Source organism: Deltaproteobacteria bacterium (assembly GCA_019308995.1).
Lineage (GTDB): Bacteria > Desulfobacterota > Desulfarculia > Adiutricales > JAFDHD01 > JAFDHD01.
The window spans coordinates 1-11,755 of sequence record JAFDHD010000097.1; the positions used below are offsets into that span (position 1 = coordinate 1).

Consider the following 11,755-nt stretch of genomic DNA (forward strand, 5'->3'; position numbering starts at 1 on the left):
TGGGGCTCCCAGCTCAAGGCAGTAGCTTCCTTGGCGTCCGTCTGATTGGGGCCGAGCAGGCGCAGGCCGACCAGACCGGCCCCCGGCGCGGCCCCGGTTATGCCTTTGGCGTTGAATCCCACCCCGGCCGCCACACCGGCCACAGCAGTGCCATGGTCGTCAATATCCAGGACCGGGCTTGGATCGTTGTCGCTTCCCACGAAATCCCAGCTTATGCCAGCCACGATATTATCGCTCAGGTCTTCATGGCCGATCTCCAGCCCGTCATCCACCACGGCGATGACCTCGCTGGCAGAGCCGCGATAGGTGTCCCAGACCGAGGCGACATTGACGTCCTCTCCGGCCGTGCCGCCGAATTGGCCGGTATTATTGAGATGCCACTGGTCCGGGTAAAGGGAGTCGTTCGGCGCGGCGCGTTTGGCCCGCTTCCGAATCCAGTTGGGATAAGCGTAGTTGGCGCGCCCGGATTCGTAAAGATCATTGGCAACCTCCAGGGAGTGCAGGGGGTCACCGGCCTGGTACAGAAAGGTGTTCGGCGCAAAGGAGAAGGCCTTCAAGCGATTGATCCCGTATTCCTCCTCGATACCGACAATCTCGCCTTCGGTATACTCCTGAGGGAACTGGACGATGATCTCGCCGGTCAGCACGAGCCGCGTGCCTGAGGCCCTGTCCTTGCTGGTGTAAAAGACCGGGCTGGTTTGCCTGACGCTTTCCAGGGTTCTGACCGAGGAGAGCCTTTCTGTGATCCGCGCTCGCTTAAGAGGCGCGGGCAGCTTGAGGTACATTATGAAATCGCTGCTTTCCGTAATGGCCGTGCCTTCGGGAAGCTGCTGCACGACTAGATCGCGTGCAGCCCTTGTCATCTTTTCATTGCTCGCGAAGACGGCCATCTCATCTAAGGCCATCCAGGCTTGCTTTTTGACTTCCCGTTCGTACCAGTAGATGGGCTGCTCATCAACCTCCCGTTCAATCGGTCTTCTTTTAATGCCAGACCATCCTTGAGCACTGAGGCTAAGGATTACCAGGACAGCCAGGAGCAGGAGCAAAGTCGCTTTTTTCATATTCCATGCCTTTCTTTCCCGGGCTGAGTCCGATTTGCGAGGCCGCTCAGAAGCGGGAGTCTCATATTGTTTATGTTAAAGGGCTATTTTAAACCTTCTTTTTATAGTATATCAAGGAATTGCTGGCTAAAAGCTCACAAAATTCCGAGACAAGGATTGACACTTAAGGGGAATTCGTCCATTATTTTTCGCATGTTAGATCGTAAACTCTATCGCCGTCTAGAAGAAATCCTTGGCCCGGAAAATATTTCCGCCCGGGTTGAAGACCTGCACCTGTATGCCTATGACGGGACCGGCCAGGTCCACCTTCCCGAAGCCGTGGCCTGGCCCGGGACCACTGCTCAGGTGGCGGCCCTGGTGACCCTGGCCGCTGAACACGGTTTGCCGGTCGTAGCCAGGGGGGCTGGTTCCGGGATGACCGGCGGGGCCCTGCCCATTGCCGGGGGCGTGGTCTGCGTCATGACGCGCTTTAACCGGATTATCAAGATTGACACCGTCAACCTGACGGCCGTGGTCGAACCGGGGGTGATCACGGCTGACTTTCAGGCGGCGGTGGAAAAGGAAGGGCTTTTTTACCCGCCGGACCCGGCCAGCCGTGAATTTTCGACCCTCGGCGGGAACGCGGCCGAGAACGCCGGAGGCACCAGGGCCGTGAAGTACGGTGTCACCCGGGATTACATCCTGGGCCTGGAAGTGGTCCTGGGCACCGGGGAGATCATTCAGACCGGAGTCCAGACTCCCAAGGGCGTGGTAGGATACGACCTGACGCGGCTTCTGGTCGGGTCTGAAGGCACCCTGGGCATCATCACCCGATTGACCATGCGCCTCCTGCCGCGGCCCGAGGCTAAAGAAACCATGCTAGCCTTTTTCGCCAGGCTTTCAGGAGCGGCGGAAACCGTGGCCGCAATTACCGCGGCGCGCATCATTCCTTCCACCCTTGAATTCATGGACCGGGCCTCGCTAGACTGTGTCAAGGATTATGCCAGCATGGAAGTGGACCCCAGGGCCGGGGCCATGCTCCTGATCGAAACCGACGGCCCTCTCGACCAGGCCAGAGCGGAAGCGCACACGATTACAGATCTGTGCCAGAAGCACGGGGCGCAAATCGTCCGCCAGGCAAAGAACAGCGCCGAGGCAGAGGCGATGTGGCAGGCGCGGCGGGCCATTTCGCCAGCCCTGGCCAAAGTGGCCACTGGCAAGTTAAATGAAGACATCGTTGTGCCGCGCAGCCTCATCCCGGATATGATCGCCCGGCTGGAAGACATCGGCCGCCACCACGGGTTGAACATCATCAACTTCGGCCATGCCGGGGACGGGAACATCCACACTAACATCATGTATGACGCCAAAGACCAGGATCAGACCGCCGCGGCGCAGGCGGCGCTCAAGGAGGTATTCTCGGCCACCCTGGAACTGGGCGGCACCATCTCCGGAGAGCACGGAATCGGGATCACCAAAGCGGGCTTTATCGGCCTGGAGGTTAAGCCGGCGGCCCTGGCCTTAATGAAGCGCCTTAAGACCGCGTTCGATCCAAAAGGCATCCTGAACCCGGGAAAGATCTTCCCCGCCTCAGACCCCAGGGATGACCTCCATTGATCACGACCCGTCAGGAGTTAGAGGAGGCTCTTGAAAAGTGCGTCCGATGCGGGCGCTGTCTGGCGAACTGCCCCATCTATAAGATTACCGGGCGGGAGGGTTCATCGGCGCGAGGCAAGCTGGCCTTGCTTACGGCTGAACTGAGAGGGGAGGCCGATCTGGCCGGGCGGATGAAAGACCTCCTGTCTCTTTGCCTCTTGTGCGGCGCGTGCAACGAAGACTGCGCCAACGAGGTCATGGCTGATGAGCTTATCCAGGCCGGGCGAACCCTGGCCCTCAAAGGCCGCGGCCTGCCTGCCGTCAAGCGTCTTCTTGCTAAGGACCTCATGTCTCGCGGAGCCCTGACCCGGGCCGCCCTTTCAAGCCGCTCCTTACTGCTGAAAAACGTGCCGCCTGAAAGCGGGCTTCACTTCCGTTTCCCCCTGCCAGGTATGGACCCGGACCGCTGGCTGCCGCCCCTGGCCCCGCAGCCCTTCCTGGACACTCATTCTCATTCCCAAACGCATGAATCGTCCGGGGATGGGCCTCGCGTGGCCCTGTTCGTGGGATGCGTCTCCAACTTTCTCCGCCCGGCGTCGGCCCAGGCCGCGGTTCGTATCCTGGAGGCGGCCGGGGCGCGGGTCATCATCCCGCCAGACCAGGTCTGCTGCGGCAAACCGGCTTCTGGAGCCGGTGACGCTAAAACGGCCCTGTACCTGGCCCGGAAAAACCTGGCCGCTTTTGACCCGGCTCAATATGACTTTCTGGTCGCCTTTTGCGCCACCTGCTCCGAACAGCTAAAGAGATATCCGTATCTGGAGGGCCTGGAGGTAAGCGAAAGCTGGGCGAGCCGGGTGCGGGACATGAACGAGCTTCTGGTCAAAGACCTTGACTGGAGGCCGGAACCCGGCCACTCCATGGCAGAGGACGCGCCTTTGCGTGTCTTTTACCACGATCCCTGTCACCTGCGCCGCAAGCAGGGCCTTTTCGAAGAGCCCAGGGCCCTGATTCAGTCTCTGCCCGGGGTGGAGCTGGTCGGGGCTGACCAGCCACTGGTTTGCTGCGGCTACGGCGGCCTGTTCAACCTCTGGCATTACCCCTTGAGCCAGGATATCTTTTTCCAGAGGATGGAATCCATTACCCCCTTTGAGCCGGACGCCATCGTGACCGCCTGCTCAGGCTGTTTGCTTCAATTCGAGGACGGAATTCGAAGGCTGGGCTTAGAAACGAGGATATTGAGCCTGGTTGAGCTAATGGCCTCCCGGGGCCTGGATAAACCAGAGGCCTGAGCCGAAAACACGGGCCTTAAGGAGGCTTTAGCCGGTGCGGCCCTCAGAGGGGCGCGACTAAAATCCTCTTGGAGTCTGGGGTGGTTTTGCGGTCCAGCATCTTATCTAACGAGTCAAGCATCTTGATGATTCTCTGAACCAGGTTCCGGGCCACGAGCAGCATCCTGCGCCGGGCCTCGTCCAGGTCGGGGCTGGCCAGGGACTCCTCGATCTCCGCATCAAGGCGCTTCATCTGCTTGATGACGCTGGAAAGAGCCTTGACCAAAGCCTCGGGCGGTTCCTGGTCGGATTGAAGCTTCCAGCGGGCGGCGTCAAGCGTGCCTTGGAGCTGCTCATGCGTTTCAGCCCTGAGCGCCTGGCTCTGGCCCGTAAGGAGAGCCGCCAGGATAGCCCCCAGGATCAGAGTCAAGGGGAAAGAAGACCTTCTCATGGAGAAGTCACCTCTGATTAAATCAAGACTTGTTTCTTATTAACAGCCAGGGCCTAGTTCAAGGACTTAACACGCCTCTCCAGCCAGTCATACCACGCCTCAAGACCCTCCCCGGTGCGGCAGGAAACCTCGAAGATCGCAATACCCGGACTGAGTCTGGACGCCGCCTCCCTGATCCTTTCAATATTGCAGTCCACGTAAGGCAGCAGGTCAATCTTATTGATGAGGAGCGCCTTGCTCAGGGTGAACATCAGGGGATACTTGAGAGGCTTGTCGTCGCCTTCGGGCACCGAGAGGATCATGATCTTCATGTCCTCGCCCACTTTAAACTCAGCCGGACAGACCAGGTTCCCCACGTTTTCCACCACCAGCAGGTCCAGGTCGGTCATGTCAAGCTGAGTGACTGCCTCCCGGATCATGTTCCCGTCAAGGTGGCAGGCCCCTTGGGTGTTGATCTGGATCACCTGAACGCCTTTCTGGGCGATCCGCTCGGCGTCAAAGCTTGACTGGATATCTCCTTCGATCACCCCGATGCGGAGCCTGTCTTTCAAATGATCAATGGTTCGCTCGAGCAGGCTGGTCTTGCCTGCGCCGGGGCTGGACATGAGGTTCATGACGAAGAGCTGGTTTTGGTCAAACATCTCCCGGTTCTGTTCGGCGATGCGATCATTGGCCTCCAGGATATTGCGTACAACGCGTACTTTCAAAACAACCTCCCATAATCTGGTTTGGCGCCAGTGATAAGTTGGTGAATATTAATCAGCCACCTCGATGTTTTCGATGGTCAGCTCCCTTCCTTTTTCCAGCTTCGGGTCTGCCTCGCTGCACTCCGGGCAGATAAACGCCATTTCATCAGCCGTGAACTCATGCCCGCAGGCAAGGCAGCGATAAGTCAAAGGCACCTCCCTTATGTGAAGAGCCGTGCCAGCCAGCCCGGTGTTTTCGGTGATGATTTCAAAACAGAAGGTCAGGTGCTGCGGCACCACCGCGGCCATCCTTCCAACGGCAAGATTGATGGCCTGGAGCTTCTCCACGCCGTGGCGCGTCATTTCCTCCTGGACAATATCCACAATGTTCTGGGCAAGGGACATCTCATGCATGAAACTCAACCGGCCAGCCTTATAATTTCTTTTAATATTTTATTCACCCTGCCGTGACCCTGTCAAATAAATTGTGACCCGGCCCGGCGGGCAGGGAGCCTGCCAGCTGCGGTCTGGAGACTGATTTTGGGGTAAAAAGAAGTTCCCTGCCATCAACTAGCAGAAATAATTGATATAATAAGACAGGTTGCCTGCAAGGCCGCCTGGCCAGGCTTGCAATTGATGAGGTGAAGGAATATACTTGAACACAGTTTTTCAAGAAGGCATGCCCCTTTTTTCATTTGACCTTAAGTGAAAATGGGAATCAAGCTGTCCTGTCGGTAATACCAGTATGAAAGATGACACCAAGCTGCCCGGGCCGAAAGATTTACAGAAAGAGCTGGCCGACTACCTTTCCCGGAAGTACGGAGAGCGGGTCAAGGTCATCTCGCCGGTGATCATGCGGACCGAATTAAACAAGGATGAAAGCGATGGCAGGGAAGCCAAACCCTCTTCCCTGAATCAGGTCAATTTCCGCCTCAAGCCGGAGGAACTCAAGGAGTTCCTGGACCAGTACATTATCAAGCAGGATGAGGCCAAGACCATTGTCGCCACCAAGGTCTGCACGCATTTTAACCGGGCCGAATTCGACCGGCGGCTGCCTCAGGAAGACGGCGGCCGCAGCGTGGGGCAGGTCAAGAACAATATCCTGATGATCGGCCCCACCGGCGTGGGCAAGACCTACCTCATTAAACTTATTGCTAAAAAACTCGGCGTGCCCATGGTCAAGGCGGACGCCACCAAATTTTCCGAGACCGGGTACGTGGGCAGCGACGTGGAAGACCTGGTGCGTGACCTCTATCATGAGGCTGGCGAGAACAAGGAGTTGGCCGAGCACGGGATCATTTACATTGACGAGATAGACAAGATCGCCTCCAGCCGGAACCTGATCGGCCCGGACGTCTCCAGGACCGGTGTTCAAAGGGCTTTACTCAAACCCATGGAAGAGACCGAAGTGGACCTCAAGGTGTCTCATGATCCCATCTCTCAGCTTCAGGCCATGGAACGCTACCGCCGCACAGGCAAACGCGAAAAAAGAACGATTAATACAAAAAATATCCTCTTTATTGTCAGCGGCGCCTTTCCCGAGCTGATTCCGATAGTCAAAAAACGCCTCCAGGCCCATGGCGTGGGCTTTACCGCGGAGATCTCCACCCCGGGAAAGGATACCCGGTTTCTCCACCAGATCAGGTCGGAAGACTTCATTGAATATGGATTCGAAAGTGAGTTTATCGGCCGGCTGCCTGTTCTGGCCGTCCTGGACCCTCTTGCGGAAGAAGACCTCCACCAGATTCTTAAAAACCCGAACAGCCCGATTATCACCAGCAAGAAAAAGGACTTCAGGTCATACGGCATTGATCTTCTCTTCGATGATAAAGCCCTGGCCCGGCTGGCCCGGCTGGCCGCCGCGGAAAAAACAGGGGCCCGGGGGCTGGTCAGCGTCATCGAGCGCGTTCTGCTGCCTTTTGAATCCAGGCTGCCTTCGACTGAAATTCATCGTTTCTCCATCAGTTTGAACACGGTCGAGGACCCGGAGGCCGATCTCAAAGCCTTGTTAAAGGACCCGGACGCCCCGGAGCGGCAAAGCCATTACGACCGGCTCAGCGCTGAGGAACGGCAGGAGCTCCTGGCCTTAATCCAGGAACACGAAGAGCTCCTGGAGTTCTGCCCCAGCCTGCCTTTAAGCACGACCAGGGTCAATCTCCTGGCGGCCTTTATCTCCCAGGAGTTCATGGACCTGACCGAGGCAGCCGCCAGGCTAAAGGAGATCTATAACCAGGTCGAGGTCTGTGAGACAAAAATTTTTAAACAGCTTGGCCTGACCGTCGAGTTCACCGAAGGTGCGGCCGATGAACTGGTCCGCCGCGTCGTCACTGAAGGCCAGGAGCCGGAACAGGTTTACCGCCTTTTTTACCAGGACTTCCGGGCCGGGCTGCGCCAGGTTAGCGAGAAGACCGGCCGAAGAGTATTTACCATCACCCGGGAAGCAGTTCTCAACCCAGAGGAGTTCTTGAACGACCTGGCCTTCGAAGGCTTCGATGATTAGTCACCGAACCTGAAGCCTCTTATAAAGCCGCAGGAGCCTCCTCCTCAATGAGCGACTGATGATTGGTATCTCCAAATTATACTGCGGCGCGGTCGAACCGTCCGACGCCTTGCGTTACGGCCGCCGCATGAGCGACCTGCCTTCACACCTCCTCCAGTTTGCCCAGGATAAGAAGCCGGTCGTGGTCTGGAACGTGACCCAGGCCTGCAACCTCAAGTGCGTCCACTGTTACGCCCAGGCCAAGGCCGGGGCCGGGCGGGACGAACTGTCCACCGGTGAGGCCATGGCCCTGATTGACGATCTGGCCGTCTTTGGCGCACCGGTCCTGCTCTTTTCCGGCGGGGAGCCCCTGATGCGGCCCGACCTGACCGCGCTGATCAAGCATGCCGTCAAGAAAGGCCTGCGGGCGGTGCTGTCCACCAACGGCACTCTTATCGGCAGGGACAAGGCCGTGGAACTGAAAGACCTGGGGCTTTCATACGTGGGCATCAGCCTCGATGGGCTGGGCGAGGTCAACGACCGCTTCCGGGGCGTTAGCGGGGCCTTTGATATGGCCCTGTCCGGCATGGCAAACTGCCAGGAGGCCGGTCTCAAGGTCGGCCTTCGCTTCACCATGAACAAACGCAACGTGGCTGAAATTCCGGGCATCTTCAATCTCCTGGAGGAAAAGGACATCCCCCGGGTCTGTTTTTATCACCTGGTTTACACCGGCCGCGGTTCCGCCCTGATGGAGGAAGACCTCAGCCATTGGGAAACCAGGGACGCCCTGGACCTGATCATGGACCGCACCAGGGATCTTCATGACCGGGGTCTGCCCAAGGAGGTCCTGACCGTGGATAATCACGCCGACGGACCCTATCTTTACCTCCGCATGCTCAGAGAGAAATCTCCGCGGGCCAGCGGCGTGCTCGAACTGCTGAAGATGAACCAAGGCAACAGCTCCGGCCTGGGCATCGGCTGCGTTTCCTGGGACGGCCGGGTCCACGCCGACCAGTTCTGGAGGAGCCATACCTTTGGCAACGTGCGGGAGCGGCCTTTCAGCGAAATATGGACCGACTCCTCCATCACCCTCCTGGCTCAGTTAAAGGAAAAAAAGAATTACGTCACCGGCCGGTGCCAGACCTGTTACTGGCTGGACGTCTGCGGCGGGAACTTCCGGGCGCGGGCCGAAGCGGTCTTTGGGGACCCCTGGGCCCCGGACCCGGCCTGTTATTTGACCGATGAGGAGATTAAAGGAGTTTATTGAAGGGCAGGGGGGAATTTTTGGAAAAAAGTTTTCCCGACAGAAAAAACGGAGGCATCCATGTATTTTCCTGAATATCGTGCCAGGCGGACGAGGCGCACCGAGACTCTCCGGCGCATGGTTCGTGAAACCTCGCTGTCCGTGGACGACCTGATCTACCCGCTTTTTGTCGTCCCGGGGTCCAATGTCAAGACGCCCATCTCGACCATGCCCGGGCAGTATCATTTCTCGGTGGACAGGCTAGTTGATGAAGTCGCGGCGGCGCGTGACCTGGGCATCCCGGCGGTGATACTATTCGGCCTGCCTGAAACCAAGGATGAGGTTGGGTCCTCGGCCTACGATCCGCAGGGGATCATCCAGCGGGCCTTGACCGCAATTAAAGAAAAAGTCGAGGACATACTCCTCATTAGCGACGTCTGTCTCTGCGAATATACCTCCCACGGACACTGCGGCGTCCTGAAAGGCCATGAGGTGGACAACGACCCCACCCTGGAACTGCTGGCTAAAACTGCCTTGTCGCACGTTCAGGCCGGAGCGGACATGGTCGCCCCTTCGGACATGATGGACGGCCGGGTGGCTGAGATCCGGTCGGTCCTGGATGAAAAGGGGTTTACTCACATTCCGATCATGAGCTACGCCGCCAAATTCGCTTCAGCTTTTTACGGGCCTTTCCGGGAAGCGGCCCAGTCGGCCCCTGCCTTTGGAGACCGGCGAAGCTACCAGATGGACCCGTCCAACATCCGGGAGGCCTTGCGCGAGGTGGCCATGGACATCGAGGAAGGCGCGGACATCATCATGGTCAAGCCGGCCATGGCCTTTATGGACGTCATCTGCCGCGTCCGGGAGGAGTTTAACCTGCCTCTGGCCGCCTACAGCGTTAGCGGGGAGTACGCCATGATCAAGGCTGCGGCTGAAAAAGGCTGGATTGATGAAAAACAGGTGGTGCTCGAGCTCCTGACAGGGATCAAGCGTGCCGGCGCGGACATGATCCTGACCTACTTTGCCCTTCAAGTGGCGTCCTGGTTAAAGGAATGACAGCCATGTCTCATGCGGTGGTTTCCGGCCATGGCGGCTCAATGGCAGCCCCGCGGCTGGTGGCCTGGGAGGTGACCCGGGCCTGCAACCTGGCCTGCCTCCACTGCCGGGCCGCGGCAATCAACGAACCGGATCCGAACGAATTGACCACGGCCGAGGGACTGAGGCTCATAGACCAGATCGCAGCCATGGGCCAAGGCATCATTCTGATCATGACCGGCGGCGAACCGCTGCTCCGGCCCGACGTCTTCGAACTGGCAGCCCATGGCACGGCCAGGGGCCTGCGCGTCGTCATGGCCCCGAACGGAACACTCATCACCCCGGAGACAGCCCAAAAAATCAAGGCCAGCGGCGTCCAGCGCATCAGCATCAGCCTGGACGGTTCCGCGGCCCAAGACCACGACCGCTTTCGAGGCGTGGACGGCGCGTTTGAACGCACCCTCGAGGGGCTGAGGTATGCCCGGGACGCGGGCCTGGAATTCCAGGTCAACACCACGGTCACGCGCGGGAACCTCGGCCAGATCGAAGCCATCCAGGACATGGCTATCTCCATGGGGGCCGCGGCCCATCATATCTTTCTCCTCGTCCCCACCGGCCGAGGCCGCGCCCTGACCAACGAAGTCATCTCGGCTGAGGAGTATGAAAAGGTCCTGAACTGGTTCTATGACCGGCACTTCAAGGTGCCGGTGGAACTGAAGGCCACCTGCGCGCCACACTACCACCGCATCCTGCGCCAGCGAGCCCGGGCCGAAGGCAAGAAGGTGGACTTCGCCACCTTTGGCCTGGACGCGGTCTCACGGGGATGCCTCGGGGGACAGGGATTCGTTTTCGTCTCCCATACCGGTCAGGTGCAGCCCTGCGGCTACCTCGAAGTGGACTGCGGCCAGGTCCGGGAAAAGGATTTTAGCGAGATATACCGCTTCTCGCCCGTCTTTCTTGAACTGAGAAACCGGGACTGCTACAAAGGCAAGTGCCAGGTCTGCGAGTATTTCCAAGTCTGCGGCGGCTGCCGGGCGCGCGCCTTTGAGGCCACCGGAGACTACCTGGCCGAGGAGCCGCTGTGTTTGTATCAGCCGAAAGGTGTTTAAAGTGATTTAGGGGAACCCTTTTTTTGAAAAAAAAGTGTTCCCCCAGACCCCCTCCTAAAAAAACCAGCAAGACTGAGGCTGCGTCCGCAGCCCCAGTCTGTGAAAAATTTTTGAAGGCTGGAAAAAATGGAGAAGCAAGTTGGCTGAAAATGATATCGAAATACCCCTTAATGAAACCGAACGCTCCGTGCTCAACCAGATTCAGTCCGACTTCCCCATAGAGGCTCGCCCCTACCAGGTGCTGGCTCAAAGGCTCGGCCTGACTGAGGCTCAAGTCCTGGAAATAGTCCAGCGGCTCAGGAAAAACGGGGTCATCCGCCGCATCGGCGGGAATTTTTTCGCGCGCAGCCTGGGCTACACCAGCACCCTGTGCGCCGCCCGCGTGCCAGAAGACAAACTGGAAGAATTTATCGAAGCGGTCAATGAGTATCCCGGTGTGACCCACAACTACCGCCGCAGCCACGACCTCAACGTCTGGTTCACCTTCATCGCCCCCTCCATGGAAGACATCGAAAAAAACCTGGCCGCCATCGCCGAGGCCTCCGGCGTCAGGGAAATCTACAACCTCCCGGCAGATAAAATCTTTAAAATTAAGGTGGATTTCAGGTTCGAGGAGTGAAAAGAAGGCAAACTCAGAAGAAAATTTCTCTCTCAGCCTGCCTATTTTTTTGGGAGTAGAACCTATAGGAACCGAGATTCGAGCCTAGCTACTTTTAAGAAGGTTGTCGTTCTATTAGTTAGTGCCTGTCCGGTTTTCTAAGTATTTGGTTTAAAAGTAAAAAAAGCGCATTTTATGCTGGCCATTAGTTCTTCGGATAGTGTAGAATAAGTTATAACGTTTTAAAAAT

At 57.9% G+C, this 11,755-nt stretch carries 11 protein-coding genes; 7 read left to right on the forward strand and 4 right to left on the reverse strand.

What is annotated here, in order from left to right:
* On the reverse strand, positions 1–1,061 hold a 1,061-nt coding region (locus JRI95_13440; protein MBW2062547.1), incomplete at its 3' end, for a S8 family serine peptidase.
* Positions 1,062–1,253: 192 nt separating this feature from the next.
* On the opposite strand from JRI95_13440, the gene JRI95_13445 reads away from it, so the two are divergent.
* Together JRI95_13445 and JRI95_13450 are read left to right on the forward strand one after the other, a co-directional pair.
* Positions 1,254–2,657 (forward strand): FAD-binding protein, encoded by a 1,404-nt coding sequence (locus tag JRI95_13445; GenBank protein ID MBW2062548.1) that lies wholly within the window; start codon positions 1,254–1,256, stop codon positions 2,655–2,657.
* The gene (locus JRI95_13450) at positions 2,654–3,925 is read left to right on the forward strand and encodes a (Fe-S)-binding protein (protein MBW2062549.1); all 1,272 of its coding nucleotides are present in this window, start codon (positions 2,654–2,656) and stop codon (positions 3,923–3,925) included. Before JRI95_13445 ends, JRI95_13450 begins: the two co-directional genes overlap by 4 nt.
* A 43-nt stretch (positions 3,926–3,968) precedes the next feature.
* On the opposite strand, the gene JRI95_13455 is transcribed toward JRI95_13450, so the two are convergent.
* The 3 genes from JRI95_13455 to hypA are packed head-to-tail and all read right to left on the reverse strand — an operon-like array spanning position 3,969 to position 5,464.
* Complete coding sequence (locus tag JRI95_13455; protein ID MBW2062550.1) at positions 3,969–4,355, reverse strand: hypothetical protein; 387 nt, start codon at positions 4,353–4,355, stop codon at positions 3,969–3,971.
* 53 nt (positions 4,356–4,408) lie between these two features.
* Complete coding sequence (hypB, locus tag JRI95_13460; protein MBW2062551.1) at positions 4,409–5,062, reverse strand: hydrogenase nickel incorporation protein HypB; 654 nt, start codon at positions 5,060–5,062, stop codon at positions 4,409–4,411.
* 48 nt (positions 5,063–5,110) lie between these two features.
* The gene (gene hypA / locus JRI95_13465; protein ID MBW2062552.1) at positions 5,111–5,464 is read right to left on the reverse strand and encodes a hydrogenase maturation nickel metallochaperone HypA; all 354 of its coding nucleotides are present in this window, start codon (positions 5,462–5,464) and stop codon (positions 5,111–5,113) included.
* 322 nt (positions 5,465–5,786) lie between these two features.
* Here hypA and JRI95_13470 point away from each other — a divergent pair, with 322 nt between their 5' ends.
* The 5 genes from JRI95_13470 to JRI95_13490 all read left to right on the forward strand — a co-directional run bounded on the left by JRI95_13470 (position 5,787) and on the right by JRI95_13490 (position 11,526).
* Positions 5,787–7,541 carry an AAA family ATPase gene (locus JRI95_13470; protein MBW2062553.1) on the forward strand — a complete coding sequence of 585 codons (1,755 nt, stop codon included), beginning with the start codon at positions 5,787–5,789 and terminating at the stop codon, positions 7,539–7,541.
* A 58-nt stretch (positions 7,542–7,599) separates the two neighbouring features.
* Positions 7,600–8,787 carry a 12,18-didecarboxysiroheme deacetylase gene (ahbC, locus tag JRI95_13475; protein MBW2062554.1) on the forward strand — a complete coding sequence of 396 codons (1,188 nt, stop codon included), beginning with the start codon at positions 7,600–7,602 and terminating at the stop codon, positions 8,785–8,787.
* A gap of 57 nt (positions 8,788–8,844) precedes the next feature.
* Positions 8,845–9,819 (forward strand): porphobilinogen synthase, encoded by a 975-nt coding sequence (gene hemB, locus JRI95_13480; protein ID MBW2062555.1) that lies wholly within the window; start codon positions 8,845–8,847, stop codon positions 9,817–9,819.
* Positions 9,820–9,824: 5 nt separating this feature from the next.
* Positions 9,825–10,907, forward strand: coding sequence for a heme b synthase (gene ahbD, locus JRI95_13485; GenBank protein MBW2062556.1), 1,083 nt, complete (start codon positions 9,825–9,827; stop codon positions 10,905–10,907).
* 160 nt (positions 10,908–11,067) lie between these two features.
* Positions 11,068–11,526 carry a winged helix-turn-helix transcriptional regulator gene (locus tag JRI95_13490; GenBank protein MBW2062557.1) on the forward strand — a complete coding sequence of 153 codons (459 nt, stop codon included), beginning with the start codon at positions 11,068–11,070 and terminating at the stop codon, positions 11,524–11,526.
* The last annotated feature ends 229 nt before the right edge of the window (positions 11,527–11,755 follow it).